This is a genomic window from Cupriavidus sp. USMAHM13 (assembly GCF_001854285.1).
Taxonomy (GTDB): Bacteria; Pseudomonadota; Gammaproteobacteria; order Burkholderiales; family Burkholderiaceae; genus Cupriavidus; species Cupriavidus malaysiensis.
Genome location: NZ_CP017752.1, coordinates 3,286,299 through 3,308,256, shown reverse-complemented (window position 1 = coordinate 3,308,256; position 21,958 = coordinate 3,286,299). Strand labels below are relative to the sequence as shown.

The following is a 21,958-nucleotide window of genomic DNA, read 5'->3' as shown; positions in this document are numbered from 1 at the left end:
CATGAACAATGCGGCGATGGCCCAGGCCGACGTGTCGCAGCGCTTCGCGCTCGACACGCAAGGCTTCGAGGCACTCAAGCAGTCGGCGCGCCAAGGGGCCAGCGCTGATACGCTGAAGTCGGCCGCGCGCCAGTTCGAAGCGGTGTTCACGCAGATGGTGCTCAAGAGCATGCGCGACGCCACGCCGCAGGACGGCGTCTTCGACAACGAGCAGACCAAGCTCTATATGTCGATGTTCGACCAGCAGCTTTCCCAGCAGTTGTCGACGCGCGGCATCGGCCTGGCGGACGTGATGGTACGCCAGCTGGCGCGCGCAGCCGGCTCGGCGCTGGCGCCGGACGCGGCCGCCCTGGCAGCCGCCGGCATGCAGGGCGGGCAGGGCGCGCAGGCCGCCCAGGAAGCGGCGCTGCGCAAGGCCCTGCAGGCGATGCAGGGTGCGCAGGGCAGCCAGTCCGGCCAGCCGGACGATGGCGCGGCACAACCCTGGGACGCGGATGCCCCGCCCAAGGTGGGCACGGTAGTCCCGGGCGCGGTATGGAATCCGACGGCCGGCGTGCGCCAGTACCAGGCGCAGGAGGCCTATACCTGGCAGGGCGGCAGCGGCACCGCGAGCTACGGCAGCGACGACGCACCGGCCCATGTGAGCGCCTTCCTGCAGCGCATGAGCGCGCCGGCGCAGGCCGCCGAGCGCACCAGCGGCGTGCCGGCGCAACTGATCCTCGGCCAGGCCGCGCTGGAGTCCGGCTGGGGGCGGCGCGAGATATCCCACCCGGATGGCAGCACCACCTACAACGTGTTCGGCATCAAGGCCGGCGCGAACTGGCGCGGCCAGGTGGCCGAGATCACCACCACCGAGTACGTCGACGGCCAGCCGCAGAAGGTCAAGGCGCGCTTCCGCGCCTACGGCTCCTACGAAGAGGCCTTCGCCGACTACGCCCGCCTGCTCACCAGCAACCCGCGCTACGCCGGGGTGGTGGGCGCCAACTCCCCCGAGGAGGCCGCGCGCGGCCTGCAGCGGGCCGGCTATGCCACCGATCCGTTCTACGGCGAGAAGCTGGTGCGGATCATGAAGCGCGTCACCGCCTGAGGCGCCTTCCTCCACGCCTTCCCGCACGCCTTCCGTCTCGCAGTCCTGTGCGCCGTCCCGCGCGCCGCCACGGGCGAAGCGGCCGTGGCGGCCGGCAAACCGGTCCCGGCCCCGGGTCGGAAAGCCGCCCTAAAGTCCGCGTCCGAAGCTGCCGATATCACTAGCATTCTTCGAATGCACCTTCGTCCCACCGGCCGCGAGCCGGGGTAAGCCAAGCGATCCAGGGTTAGAGCATGTCTCTCTTCAATATCGGTCTTTCCGGCCTGAACACGGCACAGAACGCGCTGACCACCGTCAGCCACAACCTGAGCAACTCGACCACGCCCGGTTACTCCAGGCAGAACGCTATCATCGCCTCGGCGGGCGCGCTCTACCAGGGCTCGGGCTACTACGGGCAAGGTGTCCAGACCACCTCGGTGACGCGTTCGTACAGCGCCTTCCTGACGACCCAGCTCAACAATGCGCAGTCGCTCAGCTCGCAGCTGTCCACCTACCAGACCCAGATCAGCCAGATCGACAACCTGCTGTCGAACAGCACCAGCTCGCTGTCGAAGGTGATGCAGTCGTTCTTCTCGGCCGTGCAAGGTGTGGCGAACACGCCCGCCGATCCGTCCGCACGCCAGAACATGATCTCGTCCGCGCAGACGCTGGCCGGGCAGATGCGTTCGACCTCGGACTTCTTCACCCAGCTGCAGTCCGGCGTCAATACCCAGCTGAAGTCGTCGGTCACCCAGGTCAACGACTACACCAAGCAGATCGCCACGCTGAACACCCAGATCGCCGCCGCCACCGCTTCCGGCAACGGCCAGCCGCCCAATGACCTGCTCGACCAGCGCGACCAGGCCGTGTCCAGCCTGTCGCAACTGATCGGCGTCAAGGTGGTGGTGCAGGACGGCACCTCCTACAACGTATCGCTGAGCGATGGCGAGCCGCTGGTACTGGGCGGTACTTCCTACAGCATGCAGGCAGTCACCTCGTCGGCCGACCCTTCGCGCACGGTGGTGGCCATCAGCAGGCCTGGCGGTGGCGCGATGCAGCTCGACGACAGCACGGTGTCGGGCGGCTCGATCGGCGGCCTGCTGCAGTTCCGCAGCCAGACGCTGGACCCGGCCCAGAATGCCATCGGCCAACTGTCGGTCGTGCTCGGGCAGACAGTCAATGCCCAGCAGGCCCTGGGCATCGGCCTGACCGGGCAGCAGGGTACCAACCTGTTCCAGGTCGGCACGCCGACCGTGCTGACGAACGCCAACAACACCGGCAACGCGCAGCTCAACGCCAGCGTGACCAACAGCAGCGCGCTCACCAACAGCGACTATACGCTGAGCTTCGACGGCACCAACTACACGCTGGTACGCGCCTCCGACAAGCAGACCATGGCCACGGTTGCCGCGGCAGGCGCGACCTACCCGCTGTCGATCTCGGCCGATGGCGTGACCATGCAGCTCACGGCCGGCATGGTCAGCGGCGACTCGTTCCAGGTGCAGCCGACCCGCAATGCCGCGGCGTCGTTCAACCTGATCATGACGGATCCGGCCGGCATCGCCGCCGCCGCGCCGTCGCGCGTGGACGCAACCTCCACCAACACCGGCTCCGGCACCGCTTCGCTGAGCAGCGTCGCGCCCGGCTACACCATGCTGGCGGGGCCCCTGACGGCCACCTACAACGGCGCCGGCTACACCTTCACCGATGCCACCGGCGCGGCGGTGACGCCGACCAGTTCGAGCACCAGCGGCTCGACCACCTCGTACGTCATCAACGGGCAGACCTTCAGCTTCGGCGGAACGCCGAAGACGGGCGACACCTTCAAGCTGTCGTCCAATGTCGGAGGCGTGTCGAACAACAGCAATATGCTGCAGATGGCAGCATTGCAGAACGCCAAGACCATCGGCGGCATCTCCAGCTACAACGATGCCTACGCGCAGCTGGTCAACTCGGTCGGCAGCCAGGCGAACTCGCTCAACGTGGCGGCCACCTCGCAGCAGAGCATCACCACCCAGATCCAGACGCAGCAACAGTCCGTGTCGGGCGTCAACGTCGACGAGGAAACGGTCTCGCTGATGCAGTACCAGCAGCTCTACCAGGCGAATGCCCAGGTGATCCAGGCGGCGAACACGATGTTCCAGACCCTCCTCGGCATCGCCAACTAAGGCCAAGGCCCGCAACCGTTCACCCCGCAGCGAAGGAATACTCATGCGCGTCGCTACCTCAATGCTCTACCAGCAAGGGCTGGCTTCGATCCAGGGCCAGCAAAGCTCTCTGATGCAGGTCCAGCAGCAGCTCGGCACCGGCAAGCGGATCGTGACCCCGTCCGACGACCCCGTGGGCGCCACGCGGGCGCTCGGCGTGTCGCAGTCCATCGCCGTCAACGACCAGTACACGGCCACGCGGACGCAGGCCACCAATATGCTCGGGCTGGAGTCGAATGCCCTGCAGAGCGTCGTCACCACCGTGCAGAACATCCAGGGCCTGCTGGTGCAGGCCGGCAACGGTACCCTGAACGACTCCGACCGCGCCTCGCTCGCCACCTCGCTGCAGGCGCAGTACAACCAGCTGCTCGGGCTGGCCAACAGCGACAACGGCAACGGGCAATACCTGTTCGCCGGTTACCAGTCGGGCTCGGCGCCGTTTACCCAAGGCGCCGGCGGCGGCATCCAGTACAACGGCGACACCGGCCAGCAACTGCTGCAGGTCGACGTCTCGCGGCAGATGGCGGCAGGCGACAGCGGCAGCAGCCTCTTCATGAGCGTGCAGCCCTCGGCCGGCTACGTGGTGCAGGCCGGTGCCACCAACACCGGCACCGGTGTCTTCAGCGCGCTTGCGGTGACCAATCCGAGCGACCCGCTGTACGGCCACTCGATGCTGATCAACTTCCAGAACAACGCGACCACCGGCGCCCTGGAGTACACGGTCACCGACGAGACCGTTCAACCGCCGGCCGCGGTCGGCTCCCCCGTCGGGTACACCCCCGGCAGCGCGATCCAGGTGGGTGGCGTGTCATTTACCCTGTCCGGCACGCCGGCAGCGGGCGACACCTTGACGCTGGCGCCCGCGCAGCAGTCCGGCACCAATGTCTTCAGCTCGCTGTCGCAGATCATCCAGGCGCTGAAGACGCCGGTCGGCTCGGCCGCAGACCAGGCCAACCTGAGCAACGCGCTCTCCACCGGCAGCACCAAGATCACCAATGCGCTCGACAACGTGCTGACGGTGCAGACCTCGGTCGGCTCGCGCATCCAGGAACTGACGACGCTCAACGACGTCGGTACCAACCGCAACCTCAACTACACCACCACGCTGTCGAGCCTGGAAGATCTCGACTACGCGTCGGCGATCTCGCAGTACTACCAGTACCAGACCGCCCTCCAGGCCGCACAGCAATCGTTCGTCAAGATCCAGGGGATGAACTTGTTCAAGTATGTGCAGGGGTAAGTCTGGGATCCAGCCTGAACGCTGGCAATGAAAAGAACATAACTGCAAACAGCACAGAAAAGTAGCTGTCGTGCACATATCAATCTGGCTGCACCCCTTGTCCTGCAAGGCGTGCAGCTATTTTTTTTCGAAGGTGAGGGGACAGGTCTCCGGATGTCGCCGGCTGTTTTGAGCTCAGAAGGGTGGTTTGTGGGAGCTAACTTTCCGCGAGGCAGCTTGGCGATGTCATCGAGCTGCGTCTGTGTGACTGTCGATAGGTCGATGCCCTTGGGCAGAAACTGCGGGCCTGGTAGTACTGGACCAGCACAAAGCTAACCACAGGGTTTCTTTAGACGAAACAACGCGGAGCCTGGAAATCGATGGTGCCGCGGATAATCTCGCGCATTGCCAGAATCAACGGCCGGGTGTCATCGCGGCGCCACTGCACGGCATAGTGAAGTGGCTCCAGTGCTTCGTTATCGGGGAGAATCCGCAGCGCGCCGCGCTCAACCAGCGCGTCCGCCCACAGCTGCGGAACGAAGCCGAAACCGAGTCCTTCCACCAGCATGCCGACGACCGCGCCCCAGCTGTTGCACATCAGGCGCCGGCCGACCATGAGGCCATGGCGAGCCAGCCATTGGTCGAGCACCCGTGTCCCTCCGGCTCCAACCGGAAGCGTCAGCAAAGTCTGCTCTCCCATAAGTACGCGCGGATTGTCAGTGCCGGCCAACTCCACAAACGACTGGCTGGCGACCCAGGCGAAATCCACCTGACCAATCCGTTCGGCAGCGAGGCTGCTCCTGGTGGATGGCCCGGCCAGGACCCCGATATCCAGCTCCCCGTCATGGAGCCGCTGCTCCAGAACCTGCCCGATATCGACATGGGGCTCCAGCAGCAGGCCCGGGTGGCGTGATGCCACCTCACGCACGAGCTTGGGCAACCAGGTAAGCCCGCTCAACTCACCCAGGCCGATATGGCATCGCCCCATCAAGCCGTGGCGCTGCCCGGCAGATTGCTGCAACTCTGCGGCGGCATGCAGCATCGAGCGAATCTGCGGCAGCATCCGCTCCCCTTGCGCGGTGAGTTTGGCGCTTCGCCCGCTGCGGTCGAACAAGTCCACGCCCAACGAGGCCTCCAATTCGGCAATCCGCTTCGAGAGGGAGGAAACCGACAGGTGGACACGCTCGGCCGCGACCGTGAAGTTGACGCAGGTTGCCGCCCAGTAGAAGGCCTCGAGTTGCTTGAGAGTCATGGCGCGTTGTGGACTGAGAGCCGATATTTTCCGAAAAGAGAAATTATATCTTCGTTATTTTTCGCTTTTTTCGTTGCCTTTGCGTTGCTAGATTTGCCCTCAATCCATCGCAATCGCTCCCATGTCAGCTCCTTCCTTCGACAACGCCCCGCACACGTCCGCCTCCGCGGCCGGTAGGGGGGAGATGCGTAGTGCCTCCTCATGCGCTGATCGTGGGCGAGAGGCTGCATGGCTCAAGCGGCACGTCTTGTCACTGAAGGACTTCGAGCCTTTGGCTCGAAAGCGCTTGCCCAAGCCGCTGTATGCCTACGTGAGCGGCGCGGTCGAAGACAACCTATCCCTAGGCCAGAACCGGCGGTCCTTCGAGGAAATCGCACTGCGACCACGCGTGTTGGTGGGCGTTTCTAGTCGTGACCTGAGCTTCAGCCTATTTGGCCATCGATACACCGCCCCCTTCGGTCTCGCCCCGATGGGCATCTCCGCGCTGTTCGCGTATCGCGGCGATGTCGTCATGGCACAGGCAGCTTGCCAGGCGTCCGTACCTGCAATCATGAGCGGCTCATCGCTGATTCGGCTTGAGGAGGTGATGGCAGCGGCGCCGGGTACCTGGTTTCAGGCATACCTGCCCGGTGACATGCATCATATCGAAGGCCTGTTGGCGCGAGTGGAAGCTGCCCGGGTCGAGACGCTGGTCATCACGGTCGACACACCCGTGGCAGGCAACCGCGAAAACAATGTGCGAGCGGGCTTTTCCACGCCGCTGCGGCCGAACGCGGCGCTTGCCTGGCAAGGCATCTCGCACCCCCGTTGGCTGCTTGGCACGTTCGCGCGGACCTTGTTGCGCCACGGCGTGCCGCACTTCGAGAACGCCTACGCCCGTCGTGGCGCCCCTATCGTATCGCGCAGCGTCGAGCGCGATTTTTCGGACCGTGCCCATTTCACGTGGGACCACCTGGCGACTATCCGCCGCCGCTGGAGAGGGCAGCTTGTCGTCAAGGGCATCCTGACTGCCGAAGACGCGCGCCTGGCTCAGCAGCACGGTGTGGACGGAATCATCGTGTCGAACCACGGCGGCAGGCAGCTTGATGGTGCCATTGCGCCAATGCATGCCTTGCCCGAGGTCGTCGAAGCCGTGCCGCAACTGCCGGTGATGCTCGACAGTGGTGTGCGGCGTGGCACCGATGTCATCAAGGCGCTGGCCCTAGGGGCCCGATGCGCTTTCATCGGACGGCCGTTCGCCTATGCGGCAGCGGTCGCCTCCAGCCACGGCGTCACACATGGAATCGGCCTGATGCAAGCCGAACTCTCGCGCGACCTGGCCCTGCTGGGCGTGACGCGTGTTGCTGACGTGGGTGCCCATTGCATTCAACGGCCTGCTGTGAATTAAGTCACCACCGCTAAATCATGCCAATCGGCCATACACCGCCACAACAGGAGACAGAACAATGACTTCGCCGCATGGCTTCCGCATCCATCCGCGCCCCGCTCACACGGTCAGTGCCTCGCTGATGGAACGGTACCGCAACTTCCCGGTCGCCAATATCAGCGATGCGATGAGCCGCACAACCGGGACCAGTGGACTGCGTCCGTTTCACCGCCGCAATGGCAATCTGGTCGGGCGAGCGCTAACCGTTCGCACGCGTCCGGGCGACAACCTCATGGTCCACAAGGCAATCGACCTCTCCGGCCCCGGCGACGTCATCGTGGTGGACGCAGGCGGCGCGGGGCCTAACGCAATCATTGGCGAGATCATGCTTGCGCTCGCTATCGCGCGCGGGGCGGCGGGCTTTGTCATCGATGGCCTGATTCGCGACAGTGACACGATTGGCCAGGAGCCTCTGCCGGTTTATGCGCGAGGTGTCTCGCACCGTGGCCCCTATAAGGACGGCCCTGGCGAACTACACATACCGGTCTGCATCGACGGCATGGTTGTCCGGCCGGGCGACCTGATTGTCGGAGATGGAGACGGCCTGCTGGTCGTTCCCGCCGAAGAGGCCGAAGACATCGCGGTATGCGTGGAGCAGATACAGCGGAACGAGGCCGGCATTCTCCAATCGATTGCGCAAGGCCGCGCCGACCGCACCTGGGTGGACCGCTCATTGGCTGACAAGGGGGTACTGTGAGTCAGTCGGGCACCGAACTCGGGGGCCAGCGTCAAGTCGTGCGCTTCGACTACTGGCTCGACCCTGCTTTCAATCGCATTGTGAGCGAGAGGCCAGGCGTTTGCTTACATACGTGTCAACGCGAAGGGGCTGACGACGAGGCCTGGGCACGCCTCTCCCAGGCGCACGTGTACCAGATCACGGCCGCCAAGGATGAACTGCCCCGTCGCTGGTTTGTTACCGCGGAATTGCTTGCGCGCTGTCCCAATCTCGTCGCCGTGTCATCTAGCGGGTCCGGCTGCGACACGATTGATATCGATGCCTGCACAGCAGCGGGCGTTGTCGTCATGAACCAGGCCGGCGGAAACGCCGATTCTGTCGCCGAGATGGCAGTGGGATTGATGTTGTCGGTGATGCGACGCATTCCCGAATCCGACCGGCACATGAAAGCGCATAGCACAGGCAGCCGCGAAGACTTGATGGGCCACGAACTCCGTGGGCGGACGTTGGGTCTGGTAGGCGTTGGCCATGCGGGAAGCCGTACGGCAGCACTTGGTCGTGCTTTTGGCATGCGCGTGATTGGATTCGACCCCTTTCTCGATGGTTCGGAGATGCGTGAGCGAGGAGCGGAGCCAGTCTCGTTCAACCAGTTGCTGCGCTCGGCTGACATCGTGTCATTGCACTGCCCGCGCGACGCCAGCACCTTGGGAATCATGAATGCTGAGGCCTTCGCAGCCATGCGTCCCGGAAGCATTTTCATCAGTACGGCTCGCGGAGGCATTCACGATGAGATGGCGCTGTACCGAGCGTTGTCCAGCGGCCACCTTGCTGGAGCTGGTCTGGACGTATGGGACGAGGAACCACCCCCTCCCGGTCATCCTCTCCTCTCCCTTGGGAACGTCGTGGCTACATTTCACACCGCAGGCGTTACGCATGATGCCCGACGCAGGAACGCCACACTGGCCGCTACCCAGATTGTGGAGTTGCTGGCAACCGGTGAGAGGCCGGAGCGCCTGGTGAATCCGGAAGTCTGGCCCAGGGCGAAGCAACGAATGGAGACGGCCTCGCTGATTGCCGCGAGCTGACCCAGTAGTCATCACAACAATATGCTGGTGCCATGAGGGCCGGCGAGGAGACAACATCATGCGTTTCACTTTCGACGCCGCTCGTCGGCGTCTTTCCGTTCGCCTTGCGGCGTGCTCGTTCGCTGTTGTGGTTGGCGCTCTCGCATCCGTCGCGGCGCAAGCGGAAACCGCGGCCTGGCCAAATCGCCCAATCGAAATGATTGTCGCGTACGCTCCAGGGGGCGGAACGGACCTGGTTGCTCGCCTGCTCTCGCGATATCTCGAGAAGGAGCTTGGCACGACTATTGTCGTGCAGAACAAGCCGGGAGCGGGCGGTGCCATCGGCTTTGCCGAATTGGCGCGCGCCGTACCGGACGGCTACACGATTGGCTTCATCAACACGCCGAACCTGCTGACGATTCCGATTGAGCGCAAGACGCCGTTCACCTGGAAAAGCTATGACCTCATTGGCAACCTGGTGGACGACCCGGGCGCCTTCACTGTCAATCAGTCGAGCCACATCGATTCGCTTGCCACGCTGGTGAAATACGCCAAGACGAGCCCGGGTGCGGTCACCGTGGGCACCACGGGTGTCGGCTCCGACGACCACCTCGCCATGCTGTTGTTCGAGAAGGCTGCTGGCGTGAAGATGACGCACGTGGGCTATAAGGGTGCGGGCGAAGTCCGCGGCGCGCTGGCTGGCCAGCAAATTACGATTGGCGCCATCAATGTCGGGGAGGCGCTGGCTTACCAGAAAGGGGGCACGCCCCTCAGGTTCCTCGGGCAGATGGGGGCAGCACGCGCCGTTCTTGCTCCTAACGTATCCACGTTCCGTGAACAGGGCTACAACATCGAGCTGGCATCATTGCGCGGGCTCGCTGCGCCAAAGGGACTGGCCGAGCCCGTGAAGAAGAAGCTTGTCGACGCCATGGCGAAGGTCGCATCCGACCCGCAATTCAAGCAACAAGCAGAGGCCATGTTTGCGCCGCTTCGCTATCTGGCACCCCCGGCCTATGCCACCGAACTCGAACGCAGTGAGGCAAGCTTCCGTCAACTGTGGAAGGAGATGCCATGGCAGGAGAGGTGAAGCGGCTCCTCCGGCTGAACGCTGCGCTGAACCAGGCCTTGAGAGACCCGGAGCTGCAAAAGCAGTTCGCGGAGCAAGGTTCACTGCCCGTCAAGCCGATGGGGGTGGATGAGTTCTGGAGCTTCGTCAAGAAACAGATGCCCCTGGCGGCAGAGCAGGTGCGCATCTCCGGGGCAAAGGCGGGCTAGGGAGGAGGCCGGCAGTGAGAGGGGGGGCGCTGCTTTCGAACTGATGAACAGGCTGAACCCTCTCGCCTTGGGACGCAGCGACCGCTTTGTGGCGACCTGAAACCCGGGCGCGGCCGGTGGCGTTCGTATGTCGGTCCCTCAAGTGAAAATGCATGTCGCACGCCCTGCGCCACGTGACGGGTGTCCCTTCGGGAGCGACGAAGGGACAGGGTCGCCGCAAAGTCGAGGCGCTACAGCGATCGCACGTGGATCGTGTGGAGCGGGCATCGGCGTTGTATAGGGTGGTGGCGCATTACCCGCCTGAGGCGGTTGGGCAGAACCTGCCCGGATCTGGATGCATGCGTCCCTGTTCTTCGGTGCCGACGAGAGTCAGCCTTGCCCAGGCTAACCGACCTTCGTCTACGGAGTCCAGGACCGTCCAAATGCCTGCCGGTATTGCGCTGGCGTAAGCGCTGTCAGATCCTTGAACATCCGCCGCATCCCGGAGTCACTGCTGAAGCCGAGTTCCGCGCTGATCGTACTGGCCGGCGCAGAGGTATGAATCAAGCGCTCGCTGACTTGATTGAGCTTTATCCTGCGCACATAGCTTGCGACCGGCAAGCCAGTCGCGGCAACAACTTTCCGGGCCAGGGTTCGCTCTGTCATATTCAGTTCCTGAGCCAGGCGGCTGACCGTTGCTTCAGTGGCAGAAATCTGTTCCGTGATCCTGTGCAGCTCGCGCAGTAGCCGATCCGGCTGCTCGATGAGACTCATCATCTGAAAGGCATGGTGAGTACGCTCGGGTCGCGGCAAGACCATGAGCTTCGTCAGGTCCCGATAGGCTTCCTTGCTAAGCCGCGTTTCTATGAACGTCTGCGCGATCGGCAGATAACCGTTGATCCCTGACGCGGTCGCGGTACGCGAGTTGTAGGCAATTGTTCGTTCGGTTTGCCAAACGGCTTTTGGGTACTGTTCCCGCACCATGTCGGCCAGCCACCATGTGATGGTGGCTTTTTGCCCATTCAGCCTGCCCGTGGCGGCAGCCAGGCAGACACCGGTGCAGTAGCTCCACATCATCACGCTTTCTTGCAGGCCGGCCAATACCGTAATCATGTCTGCATTCTTCGCCAAGGCGCTGGCTATCTGCCCGGAAGATTCAGCCCACAACCCGGGTATCAGTATTGCATCGAGACAGGCCTCTTGAGCCGATAATCCGGCTTTCAGCGAATGGCCGTGAGCGCATTCGACAACGCCCGCCTGGGCCGCTACAAACATCGGCTCGAAGAGAACCGTCCCGGCCCGGCGGTTCGCCGCATGAACAAGATCCGCGAACGCGAATAACCCGGCCGGCATGCATTCCGGGTACAGCAGCAAACCGATGCGGCAAGGAGTCGGCGGAGGCATGGCAGAAAACAGTCGCTTTATGTCAGTTCTCGCCATTCCAGGCGAGTGGCGCGCAGCACACAATGAACTCCTCCCATCAGGACGGATAGATCATGAAAATAACGCAGCTCCGCAATGCCACGGTCGTCGTCGAGATTGGTGCCCACAGAATCCTGGTTGATCCGATGCTGGCTCCCAAAGGCGCAATGCCGCCACTGAGGCTCCTCGGCCAGCGAGAGCGTAATCCCCTCGTTGATTTGCCGCCGGTGACCGATTCGTTACTGGAAACGGTGACGCATTGCCTGATTACGCATTGCCAGAAAGGGCATTTCGACCATCTCGACCGCGTGGGCAAGCACTGGCTACGCAGCAGGAAAATTCCCGTTATCTGTACGCCGCATGACGCGAAGCATCTTCGTCAATGCGGCTTAAACGTGAGTCCACTGGCGGAGAATCATCATGATCCGCAGCCATTCCTCGGCGGGAGAATCAGGACGATGGCTTGCAAGCATGGGAAAGGCATGGTTGGACTGTTGATGGAGCACGGCGTCGGCTACTTGATCGAGATGCCGGGGGAGCCCAGCCTGTATCTCTCCGGCGATACCATTTTTACACCTGCAATTCGTGAATTCATCGCGTGGCATCGGCCCAAGGTTTCCCTGATTCCAGCCGGAGGCGCCAGGTTCGACGTCGGGCATGAAATCATCATGGGCATGGAAGGCGTGATTGAATTCACCAAGGCCCTGAAAGGCGTAGTAGTTGCCAATCATCTGGAAGCGCTGAGTCATTGCCCCGTACAACGGGCGGAACTAAGGGCCGCTGCAGCCCTGGCAGGCGTAGGCGATCGGCTGCGGATTCCCGCGGATGGGGAGGCATTGGAATTCGATCCTCTGAGCTAGGAGGCAGCACGAAAATGCTCGATGGTCTGGCCCGCATTCACCGCGCGTCGCAGCCAGTCTGGTAGCTCACCGTCACCGTCCCAGGTATGGCCTTGTGCGTCCCTGAAGCGAATACGCCCACCCTGCTCGGCCTCAATGGGTGACGACACCCAGCATCCCGCAGCCTGGAGATCAGCCAGATGCAATCCAAATCGAGCCATTTGCGTCTTGATCCAGAGAATTGCCTCCGCGCGTTCGCGCAGCAGTTGAACTTCGGAGTTGAGGGGGAGGGCACGGAGCATACACGCCGGCGGAATGACCGCGGATCAGTTGAGCGTCGAAGGCAAGCGCCAGACCAGTATTCCAGCAGATGTGGCTGGCAACTCAGGGCTGAACGCGACGCACATTCTAGCCTAAGAAGGACATCCCCCAGCCAGGGAAACGCTGATCAATGAGGTCGGCGTATCATGGCATGCCGCTGGACCGGGTGGCCACATTCTGCGCGGCGACCGATGGTGCGTCTGCCGCCATGCCAAAACCTCACTTCGGGGCATAAGACTATTGCGCATGGTCGAAACCGGTGCTGACAATTACTGATATTCGGCTATCAGGAGCCATATGCACGCCCGGCGCAATCTCCAGGCAATTGGTGGAGTCGCCTTCTGAACGGCAGCGGCGCATCGGGATAATTTCTCTGTCCCATTGCGCAGGGATGCGAATTAATCGATCTATTGTCAGCGGCCAAATCAATTGCCGGTCTTCAGGCGTCGCATGAGCCAGTTCGCGGTGAACTCGAAGTGCTCTCGCATGTTCGATTCGGCCGTGTGCCCATCATCCCCAAAGACCAGTTGCGTCACATTGAAGCCAAGCGCGGCAAGAGCTGTAGGCTCGTCTCTGGAAACGAGATCTTCACGGGCGCCGTTCACCATGAGGATGGGTTTGCGCAACTGCGCCGCGGTTGGCATCTTCAATTGACGTGAGAGTTGGAACGCTTCGTAGTATTCGCACATCGTCTGACGAGGTGTCGTCCGCGGATTCATGTTGGCAAATACAGTGTAGGGAGCGACGATCCATGCAGGCGCTTTCTCGCAATGGACTTGTCCGAAGCTCGCATCGCTGGGGCCACCTATATTGACAATCGCTCGGTAGAGGTCGTTTCGCAGCCCGCCAAGTGTTCCCAGATAGCCCCCCATGCTCCAGCCGTACACTGCCACTCGGCTTGTGTCCAGGTCGCTGCGAGTCTTGATGTAGTCTGCAATCGTGTCAAGCATCGCTGAGGACTCCGGACGAAATCCCAATTGATTCTCCCCGGTGTCCGGATTTTCCACAATGAGGGTTGCAAAACCGCGACCCATGAAGTAGTCGCTGTGCCGGATCATCTCCGTCTTCAGGTTGTCCAGGCCGCCGAGAATGACCAGAACCGGCGGCTTCTCATTGCTGCCGCCTTGCCTCGGCAGTGCACGGAAGTAGCCGACGAATTCCTTTTCGCCAGACTTGAATGCTATTCGCTGGAGCGGTTTTCCCAGGACCGCGTAGGCTCGTTCGGTCGCCTGCAGGTCTGCCGCGGGGATCTGCTTGGGTAGCCGATTCATCCGCAGATAGAAAGCGGCCTTCTTGTAAGCGGCCGACGCGGACGCATTGTCGCCCCGCTCCTCGGCCACGCGGGCTTGTTCCAGATGCATCTGAGCGGCCTTGCTAAAAGTCGCTTGCCAGGTCGGCTCCAACGGTCCTGCATGTTGCGGCAGAGTTCCAACCACGTCATCGAATGTGCTTGGCTCTATGCCGGCATCCTCGAGCCACCAACAGATGTTGAACTTGAACGAAGGATGCATGCGAGCGATGCCCCCCGGATACTCCGCCTGTCCTTTCCTGCAGAACTCGGCCATGCTGTCCGCGGCCCTCGCTGAGGGGATGCCCTGTGCAGCGGATTCGCGCGGCACAACCGCAGCAAGAAGGACGGCTCCAAGCAGCGTCAAGAGATTCAAGATCAATTTGTCCGTCATAGTCTTTCCTTTTTGCGGTTCGGCGGCTCTCCCCAGAACCAGGGCGATGGAGAGGTCTACCTGGCGTTACCGGGGCGACGCACTGGGTAGCCAGCCATTGCGGCGATACCAGGCGACCGTATCGGCAAGGGTTTGCTCGATGGGGCGAAATTTCAGTTGAAGTTTCTGCTCGCTCTTCGTGTGAATGAAATGACTGCGTCCCGCCTCCTTGCGCATCAGCCTCACCGTCGCCAAGCTGAGCAAGATGGGTTTGCCGCTGATCTTTGCGTAGACTTCCTGTGCTGCCGCCAGGAAATACAGAAGCAGGAAAGGCAAGTTGTTTGTGGGCGTCTTGATGCCCGCGATCTTCCCCAGCAAGGGAACCAATTCCTGCATCGTCATGTGGCGGCCAGCAGCCAGATAGCGTTCGCCGCGCTGACCGCGCTCTGCAGCTGAAATCTGCGCCCTCGCTACATCACGAGCATCGACAAGCGAGAAGCTCCCTGGCAGCAACCCAGGCAATTTTCCAAGCACCACATCGTTGACAAATTGTCCTGACGAAGTCGGGCCGATATCGGCGGGCCCCCACATCCACCCAGGCAAGACAAAGCTCGCATGCATGTCCGGATGCGTTTCAAGAAAGGCCGATACGACTTGATCGGCCAGTATCTTGCTTCGGTAATAGTCGTCGTCAGCATCTGCCAGATCACGCAGGCAGGTCTCGTCGATGGGCATGCCCGGTTCGCCGTTCAGCACCGCGATGGACGAGGTCTGAACGAAGCGCCGGATGCCGGCCTCGTATGCCCGCTCGATAAGCTGCCGCGTGCCATCCACATTGATGCGTTTGAGCGCTTTCCAGTGGCTGCCGCCCTTGAAGTTGTCGCGAAAGAATGCGGCGGTGTGGAACACGACGTCACATCCCTGGAGGGCTGCGGAGAAAGCGGGTACATCCGCCATGTCGCCCAGCACCAATTCAACGCCTTTCAGTCCCGCGAACTGTTGCATACCTTTGGTCTCCGAGCGGACGAGCGCCTTGACGGAGACGCCGCGTGCGACCAGCTCACGCACAAGGTTGTTGCCGAGAAGGCCTGTGGCGCCGGTGACGAACGCGCGCCGTGGGCTGTTGAGTTTTTCCATATCGACTGAACTTCAAAAATCACATGAATTTTCAATATACATCCGGCAGGTTGAAATATCAAGTGACATCCGGAATGGCGTTTGACTTCGGTCCAGATGCACCGCCCGACGGCCGACATCCGAATTTCATGTGATATCTTTCCCGGCATGAGCACTACGACAGCAAGAAGGCGCCTGACCCGCGAAGAAAGCCAGGCGCAAACTCGCGAGCGTCTGATCAACGCTGCACAGCACTTGTTCGTGTCGAACGGGTATGGGGGTGCATCGATCCGTGACATCGCGAACAACGCGGGCTATTCCCAAGGCGCCTTTTATTCAAACTTCTCGAGCAAGGAGGACATCCTGCTAGAGTTGCTGCGGCGGCACATGGAAGCAGAAGCGCTGCAGCTGTCCACGGTCATGGGCAACAACGCGCAGCAGCTCGAGCAAATACTGGCCGAACTGGAAGCCTGGGCTTCTACGCTCAATCAAGATGCTGACTGGTGCATGCTTTCCATCGAACTGCAGTTGCATGCCAAACGCAGCCCGACGTTCGCTGCCGAGTACCAGAAGGTATGGGGCAAGCACCGGTCCGAGATCGGTAGCGTAATCAGCCTGTTGTTTGAGAAGCTCGGGCGCCCGGCCCCTGCCTCGCCGGACGAACTAGCTGCTGCCTTCATGGCACTTTCGCATGGGCTGGCGCTGCAAAGGACCACCGATCGCCTGGATCCGCCGGGGCGGCTGATCATGGTGTTCCTACGTGGATTGATCGCAAGTGCGAAGTAGTCTCAAGAATTGAGAAATGCGTTCGTACTGGAGCGCGGGCACCGTGGACACGGCTGATGTGTATTAGTTATGACTCGATCTGACATGTGGCCGGACTGCTGAACCGGCATCCACCGATTCAATGAGGAACCGGTCGCCCTCCGGCTCGGCCGGGACAGCGCCTACTAGTTGCCAGACAGAGCCAGGATGCGCTTCGCCTGCTCGATGACGGGCCGGTCAACCATCTTTCCGTCGACCTGCACGGCGTGGCTGCCGGACGAGGTGGCCTCGATCACGCGCCGGGCCCAATCGGCCTGTTGCGCGGACGGACGGAAGCCCGCTTGCACGCCGGCCACCTGCGACGGGTGGATACACAGCTTGCCGGCGAAGCCGAGTTCCCGGGCGTAGGCGACGTCGTCAGCCAGAACGGTCTCATCCGTCAGCGCGGTGGTCACGCCGTCGACAGGCGGCGGCAGACGGGCGACGCGCGAGGCCAGCACGAGGCGGCTGCGTGCGTAGGCCAGTGCGTCACGGGTGTGCTCGCAGCCGAGGTCGACAGCGTAGTCGATGGAGCCGAACGCCAGCCGCGCCACGCCGGGCGCCGTGGCGATGGCGTCGGCCTGATGCAAGCCAATGGCGCTTTCAATGATCGCCACCAGTACGCCGTGCGGATTGATCCTGCGCAGCGCCTCGGCGATGCCGCCCAACGTCGCAGGTTGTTCGGCCTTGGGAACCATCAGCCCGGCCAGCGGCGTGCCGGCGGGCAGGGTGGCGAGCCACTCAAGGTCGGCATTGAAATAAGGCGAGGCGGTGTCATTGATCCGGACAAGGACATTCGCCACCTGCCCTGAAAGCTGCCTTGCCGCGAGCCACGAGGCGATTGCCACGCGGGCGGCGTCCTTGCCGTTGGGATGGACTGCATCCTCCAGGTCGAAGACTGTCACGTCGGCGCCGGCGGCAACGGCTTTGTCGAAGCGCTCGTGCCGGTTGCCCGGCACGAAGAGATAGGTGGTGGCGATGTTCATGGCGGTGCCTTTCAGCGGGCGGCAAGGTGGAACACGGAGCCTTCGTGCTCGTCGTCCTGCTCGATCATGTGCGACGAGGCGCCGATGATCAGCGCCGGGCAGTACGGCCAACGGCGACGGCGTCGACGTGATGCAAGAAATGAAGACTATGGCTCGCCACCGAAGTCGTGGCGTACCGTTCGGGGCTCGCCATCGTCGAGAAGCGCTAGTTGTATCCCAAGAACGCGATGGCGGTCACGTCTTGCCGGTCATTCAAATTCTCCATCAGCACCTCGGTCGGTGTCCGTCTCCAGGAAATGGCCGTTGGATCGGGGTCTTTAACCGCAACCGGTGTGACCGCGTGGCAAGGCCGGGATACCAGCTCCAGCCTGTTTTCGCTGCCCAAGTGAGCTTCGACTAGGGTCATGGCTTCTCCTATTGCTGTGATTGCTGAATCTGTACTTCATCAATTCCCGCAAGTCTGTCGAAATCATTGCCGACTTGCTTCGAGCCGACACGGAACCCGCCTGATATGCAGTTGCAAGACTGTAGGCAGTCCTTGGCCGGCTCGTCACGGCGCAGTTAACACGAGTCGGCTAATTGAGGATATGGAGCAGGAAGTGCTGGCGCCAGACTTGACTCGATAACGACGCGCCGCCATCGCGTCAACTCGGCCTCCACTTTTGCTGCGAGCGCCTCCGGACTGCTTGGCTCCGCCGTCGCACCGTAACTTTCAAAACCCGCAATGACGTCTGGGTCTCGCAAGACTTCGTTCAATACCTGATTCAGCTCATCCACCTGAGCGGAGGGAGTGCCAGCGGGCGCGAACAGTGCGTACCATTGTGTCAATTGCACGCCGGAAATCCCCGCTTCAGCCAGGGTAGGAACATCCGGCAAACAAGTGAGGCGTTGCGGACCGGCAACCGAAAGCGCATGAAGGCGCCCGGCACGTAGCGGCCGATACGCAGTCAGCAGGCTGGAAAACATCACCTGTGCGTGCCCTTCGATGGTGGACGCAATTGCCGGAGCAGCGCCGTCAAAGGTGAGAGAGCGCATTGATGTGCCAGTGGCAAGCTGGAAGAGTTCTGCAGCGAAATGAGGCGGTGTGCCGTCGCCTGCGGACGCGTAGCGCAGACCTTGTGGCTCTTGTTTCAAGCGGGCGATCAGAGCCTCCACGTCAGCCGGCACGTTCGACGGATTTGCCACCAGCAATATCGGAGATGACCCAATGAGACCTATCGGCGCGAAGCTGCGGAGGGGATCGTACCCGACCTTCTGAAGGGCGGGATTCATCGCGTGTGTTCCCACGTAGCCAAGGAGCAACGTATGTCCATCGGGGACCGCCCGCGCAACATACTCGCAGGCTATCCCTCCGTTCGCTCCGGCCCGGTTATCGATGACCACCTCTTGTCCGAGCAGACGCCCGATGCGGGGACCGATGAGGTGAGCCACAGCGTCATTGCCACCGCCTGCGCGTGTAGGAAGGATGATCTGCAAAGGCTTCGCGCGCGATCCCACCGAAGCCTTTGCCATTGGCGCGGGCCGGGAGAAAACGTAGTCGGGCAGATGGAGTTCACCAGCCATGATTTTTCGGGCCGTTCGAACAAGCGCTGCTCGAGTTACTTTCGTGGCACCACCTTCGCCCTCCAGTTCGACTTCGACTTCGATCCGCCCAGCGGGATGAAGCACCACGAGGGCATGTCGGCCAGCGTGCCTTTCGTTTTGGCTCGCGACGGTACCCGGCAATGCGAAGGCGCTGGCCACGCCGATCGCTCCTGTAACGGCATGAGAGGCATGGCACTTGCGCGGAGTGAAGTAGCGCGATGTGATGCTATCGCGCGAGTCGCCCGGGCTGACCAGCACTGGCTTCGGAATGACGCTGTCAGACACATCGCCGAGGCCCATCAGCAGGCCGGCTTGCAATCGCAGCGTCTCCAGTCGCGCCAGCAATGCTGCATCGCTGTCGAGCGTGGCCGGTGCTTCACGGCCGCTGACGCCCAGGTCGCAGGCCCGGACAATCATCAGCGGCATGGCCGCGTCGATGCAAGTCACCTCGATGCCATCGATCACATCGATGCGTTTTCCCGTTGGGAATACTTGGCCTGTCACGGCACCCCAGGCATCCAGAAAATCAAGCAAGATCGGCGCGCCGGTTCCAGCGACACCGTCGATGCGGGTGTCACCGTCATAGGTTATCCGGCCATCCGGCGTACGTACGGTCACGTCAATTCGAGCGCCAGTATTGACGTTATGCACGCGTACGCGAGTCGTGTCGCGCTCGACCTTGACGAGACCCTGCTCGATGGCGAAAGGCGCGACGCCTGACAGCATGTTGCCGCAGTTGGGGCGTGTATCCACCGAGCAATTGCCGACTCCTACCTGAACAAAAAGATAGTCCAGGTCACAATCCGGCTGCGTGGACCGTGACACAATGGCCACCTTGCTGTTAAGCGTGCTGCCTCCTCCAACGCCGTCAAGTTGCAAGGGATCCGATGCTCCGATCGCGCCAATCAACGCCTGGTCACGCTCCTCGTCGCTTTCCGGTAGCCATTCGCGCAGGAAAAACGGTCCGCGAGAAGTGCCGGCGCGCATCAGGACACAGGGAATAGTTTTACTCATCTCAGTCCGCCTTCAACTTCGCCGCCTGCACGACCGCCTTCCATTTCACTTGCTCCTGTTGCATAAAGATCTGCATTTGATTCGGCGTCATTGTCGCGACCTCCGCGCCCTGGCCTTCCAGGCGTTGAACGACGCTTTTCTCCGCCAGCGCTTGGTTGAGCGTCTTGTTTAACGCCTCTATGATCGGCGCCGGGGTATTGGCAGGCGCGAAGATCCCATACCACTGCGAAACGTCGACATCATTGATGCCCTGCTCTTTTAGTGTGGGGACGTCTGGCATCAATGCGGAACGCTTGCTGCCCGCGATGCCAACCGCCTTAAGCTTGCCCCCCTTTACATAAGGGATGGCCGTAAAAAGACTTGGAAACATCACTTGTGTCTGGCCTGCTATGGTGTCGTTGATCGCAGGTGCAGACCCCTTGTACGGAACATGAAGCATGTCGGTGCCCGTGGAGAGTTTGAACATCTCGGCGGCAAAGTGCGGGGCGGTCCCATTGCCAGCGGATGCGTAGCTGACCTTGCTTGGCGTCGCCTTCAGCAGAGCCACGACGGCCTTCGCATCGTTCGCCTTCACCCCGGGATTGAGGACCATCACCGTCGCCGACGACCCGACCATGCCGACCGGCACGAAGTCCTTAACGGGGTCATAGCGCAGGCGCTGCAGTGCGGGATTCATCGCATGGGTGGCGACGTATCCAAGCAGGAGCGTGTAACCGTCGGGCGGGGCCCGCATGACGAACTCGCTGGCAATTGCGCCGTTGGCGCCGGCTTTGTTGTCGACCACAACGGTCTGTTTGAGAATTGACGACATGGCTTGCGCAACCACACGTGCAATGGCGTCGTTGGCGCCTCCTGCGGCAGTGGGCACGACCAACGTGATCCGCTTGTCCGGGAAGGCGCTCCAGGCACCGGGGCTGGCCATGGCGGCCGCGACGGCGAGACTGCCAAGGACAAGTCGTTGGGTAAACCGCATCTGTCTGCTCCTATTGGATATTGTTCGATCTAGGGCCTCTCCGCCCGCAAACGTATCGTCATACTTTTCCGGTTCCCATGGAATTGCATAATTGAGAACGGTTGATGCACACTATGGATCAGTGACGACGACGCGAGGCACAGCGATGACCATCAATTTCAACCTCAACGACTTGCAGGCATTCCGTGCAGTTGCCGAACTGAACAACTTCCGGAAGGCAGCCGACACGCTGCATATTTCGCAGCCGGCCTTCAGTCGCCGAATCGAAAAGCTGGAAGAGGCACTGGGTGTCCGCTTGCTGGATCGCACCACGCGAAGCGTCAGCCTTACATCGGTGGGGCGGGAGTTCGACCGCAAGCTACAACAGATTCTGGATGACCTGGACCAGACACTGCTTAGCATACGGGGGGTAACGACCACACGCATGGGGGAAGTGACGATCGCCTGCGTGCCTTCAACGGTCTATTACTTTTTGTCGCAGGTCATCTCGCGCTATCACGAGCGCTATCCGAAGATTCGCGTCAAGCTTCTTGACGCCAGCGCGAACGAGGTCTTGTCCGCAGTATCGTGCGGTGAAGCGGACTTCGGACTCAATTTCGTTGGCAACCAGGAGCCGGAAATCGAGTTTCGCCCTCTTCTTGAAGAGCGGTTCGTGGCGGCATGCCGGCGCGACCATCCACTCGCCAAGCATCGGCGCGTCAAATGGGCAGACCTGGCCGAGTATGACTATATTTCTGTGAGCAAGGCATCCGGCAACCGGCTACTGCTGGACCAGGCGCTATCCAACGTATCCGGCCTCCCATACAGCATCTATGAGACGCAGCACGTCACAACAATGCTGGGACTAGTCGAAGCCGGGCTCGGCGTTGCGGCTGTGCCTTCGATTGCCATGCCTGGTCCGGACCATCCGCTACTCGTAAGCGTTCCGCTGACCGATCCCGTCATTACACGCAATATTGGACTCATTCATCGGAGGGGCCGTTCATTGACGCCTGCGGCACAGCAACTCTATGATTTCCTCAGCGAAATGAAATCAACCCGGGGCAAGCGCGGCAGTCGCCGCGCATAGATACG

Annotated in this window: 19 protein-coding genes; 11 read left to right on the top strand and 8 right to left on the bottom strand. The window is 61.8% G+C overall.

Going from position 1 to position 21,958, the window contains the following annotated elements; translation table 11 throughout:
- Window position 1 precedes the first annotated feature (1 nt).
- The 3 genes from flgJ to flgL all read left to right on the top strand — a co-directional run bounded on the left by flgJ (window position 2) and on the right by flgL (window position 4,513).
- Window positions 2-1,087, top strand: coding sequence for a flagellar assembly peptidoglycan hydrolase FlgJ (flgJ, locus tag BKK81_RS32585; RefSeq protein ID WP_071021683.1), 1,086 nt, complete (start codon window positions 2-4; stop codon window positions 1,085-1,087).
- Between the two features lie 233 nt (window positions 1,088-1,320).
- The gene (flgK, locus tag BKK81_RS32580) at window positions 1,321-3,234 is read left to right on the top strand and encodes a flagellar hook-associated protein FlgK (protein ID WP_071021677.1); all 1,914 of its coding nucleotides are present in this window, start codon (window positions 1,321-1,323) and stop codon (window positions 3,232-3,234) included.
- 43 nt (window positions 3,235-3,277) lie between these two features.
- Window positions 3,278-4,513 carry a flagellar hook-associated protein FlgL gene (gene flgL / locus BKK81_RS32575; RefSeq protein WP_071021674.1) on the top strand — a complete coding sequence of 412 codons (1,236 nt, stop codon included), beginning with the start codon at window positions 3,278-3,280 and terminating at the stop codon, window positions 4,511-4,513.
- 328 nt (window positions 4,514-4,841) lie between these two features.
- Here the strand turns inward: flgL and BKK81_RS32570 are convergent, their stop codons facing one another.
- On the bottom strand, window positions 4,842-5,744 hold the full coding sequence (locus BKK81_RS32570; protein WP_071021672.1) for a LysR family transcriptional regulator: 903 nt from the start codon (window positions 5,742-5,744) through the stop codon (window positions 4,842-4,844).
- Between the two features lie 184 nt (window positions 5,745-5,928).
- Here BKK81_RS32570 and BKK81_RS32565 point away from each other — a divergent pair, with 184 nt between their 5' ends.
- The 5 genes from BKK81_RS32565 to BKK81_RS32550 are packed head-to-tail and all read left to right on the top strand — an operon-like array spanning window position 5,929 to window position 10,185.
- Window positions 5,929-7,131: an alpha-hydroxy acid oxidase gene (locus BKK81_RS32565; protein ID WP_071022860.1), complete on the top strand. Its 1,203-nt coding sequence runs from the start codon at window positions 5,929-5,931 to the stop codon at window positions 7,129-7,131.
- Between the two features lie 58 nt (window positions 7,132-7,189).
- Complete coding sequence (locus BKK81_RS32560) at window positions 7,190-7,867, top strand: RraA family protein (protein ID WP_071021669.1); 678 nt, start codon at window positions 7,190-7,192, stop codon at window positions 7,865-7,867.
- The gene (locus BKK81_RS34815; RefSeq protein ID WP_083384684.1) at window positions 7,864-8,931 is read left to right on the top strand and encodes a hydroxyacid dehydrogenase; all 1,068 of its coding nucleotides are present in this window, start codon (window positions 7,864-7,866) and stop codon (window positions 8,929-8,931) included. The genes BKK81_RS32560 and BKK81_RS34815 overlap by 4 nt, the downstream gene beginning before the upstream one ends.
- A 58-nt stretch (window positions 8,932-8,989) precedes the next feature.
- A complete protein-coding gene (locus BKK81_RS32555) occupies window positions 8,990-9,997 on the top strand; it encodes a tripartite tricarboxylate transporter substrate binding protein (protein ID WP_071021667.1) in 1,008 nt (335 codons plus the stop codon).
- The gene (locus BKK81_RS32550) at window positions 9,982-10,185 is read left to right on the top strand and encodes a hypothetical protein (RefSeq protein ID WP_071021664.1); all 204 of its coding nucleotides are present in this window, start codon (window positions 9,982-9,984) and stop codon (window positions 10,183-10,185) included. Before BKK81_RS32555 ends, BKK81_RS32550 begins: the two co-directional genes overlap by 16 nt.
- 399 nt (window positions 10,186-10,584) lie before the next feature.
- Here BKK81_RS32550 and BKK81_RS32545 read toward each other — a convergent pair whose 3' ends face one another.
- Entirely contained in the window at window positions 10,585-11,568 is a 984-nt protein-coding gene (locus BKK81_RS32545; RefSeq protein ID WP_071022857.1) for a GlxA family transcriptional regulator, read from the bottom strand.
- Window positions 11,569-11,660: 92 nt separating this feature from the next.
- Here BKK81_RS32545 and BKK81_RS32540 point away from each other — a divergent pair, with 92 nt between their 5' ends.
- Window positions 11,661-12,446 (top strand): MBL fold metallo-hydrolase, encoded by a 786-nt coding sequence (locus BKK81_RS32540; RefSeq protein ID WP_071021662.1) that lies wholly within the window; start codon window positions 11,661-11,663, stop codon window positions 12,444-12,446.
- 725 nt (window positions 12,447-13,171) lie between these two features.
- Here BKK81_RS32540 and BKK81_RS32535 read toward each other — a convergent pair.
- The gene (locus tag BKK81_RS32535) at window positions 13,172-14,428 is read right to left on the bottom strand and encodes an alpha/beta hydrolase family protein (RefSeq protein ID WP_071021660.1); all 1,257 of its coding nucleotides are present in this window, start codon (window positions 14,426-14,428) and stop codon (window positions 13,172-13,174) included.
- A gap of 66 nt (window positions 14,429-14,494) precedes the next feature.
- Window positions 14,495-15,544: an SDR family oxidoreductase gene (locus tag BKK81_RS32530; protein ID WP_071021657.1), complete on the bottom strand. Its 1,050-nt coding sequence runs from the start codon at window positions 15,542-15,544 to the stop codon at window positions 14,495-14,497.
- Window positions 15,545-15,625: 81 nt separating this feature from the next.
- Here BKK81_RS32530 and BKK81_RS32525 point away from each other — a divergent pair, with 81 nt between their 5' ends.
- The gene (locus tag BKK81_RS32525) at window positions 15,626-16,309 is read left to right on the top strand and encodes a TetR/AcrR family transcriptional regulator (RefSeq protein WP_269466357.1); all 684 of its coding nucleotides are present in this window, start codon (window positions 15,626-15,628) and stop codon (window positions 16,307-16,309) included.
- A gap of 164 nt (window positions 16,310-16,473) precedes the next feature.
- Here the strand turns inward: BKK81_RS32525 and BKK81_RS32520 are convergent, their stop codons facing one another.
- The 4 genes from BKK81_RS32520 to BKK81_RS32505 all read right to left on the bottom strand — a co-directional run bounded on the left by BKK81_RS32520 (window position 16,474) and on the right by BKK81_RS32505 (window position 20,884).
- Window positions 16,474-17,313: an HpcH/HpaI aldolase/citrate lyase family protein gene (locus BKK81_RS32520; RefSeq protein WP_071021655.1), complete on the bottom strand. Its 840-nt coding sequence runs from the start codon at window positions 17,311-17,313 to the stop codon at window positions 16,474-16,476.
- Between the two features lie 205 nt (window positions 17,314-17,518).
- Complete coding sequence (locus tag BKK81_RS32515) at window positions 17,519-17,719, bottom strand: hypothetical protein (protein ID WP_071021652.1); 201 nt, start codon at window positions 17,717-17,719, stop codon at window positions 17,519-17,521.
- Window positions 17,720-17,874: 155 nt separating this feature from the next.
- The gene (locus BKK81_RS34805; protein WP_083384679.1) at window positions 17,875-19,911 is read right to left on the bottom strand and encodes a 4-oxalomesaconate tautomerase; all 2,037 of its coding nucleotides are present in this window, start codon (window positions 19,909-19,911) and stop codon (window positions 17,875-17,877) included.
- 1 nt (window position 19,912) lies between these two features.
- The gene (locus BKK81_RS32505) at window positions 19,913-20,884 is read right to left on the bottom strand and encodes a Bug family tripartite tricarboxylate transporter substrate binding protein (RefSeq protein ID WP_071021646.1); all 972 of its coding nucleotides are present in this window, start codon (window positions 20,882-20,884) and stop codon (window positions 19,913-19,915) included.
- A 145-nt stretch (window positions 20,885-21,029) separates the two neighbouring features.
- Here BKK81_RS32505 and BKK81_RS32500 point away from each other — a divergent pair, with 145 nt between their 5' ends.
- Complete coding sequence (locus BKK81_RS32500) at window positions 21,030-21,953, top strand: LysR family transcriptional regulator (protein WP_071021643.1); 924 nt, start codon at window positions 21,030-21,032, stop codon at window positions 21,951-21,953.
- The last annotated feature ends 5 nt before the right edge of the window (window positions 21,954-21,958 follow it).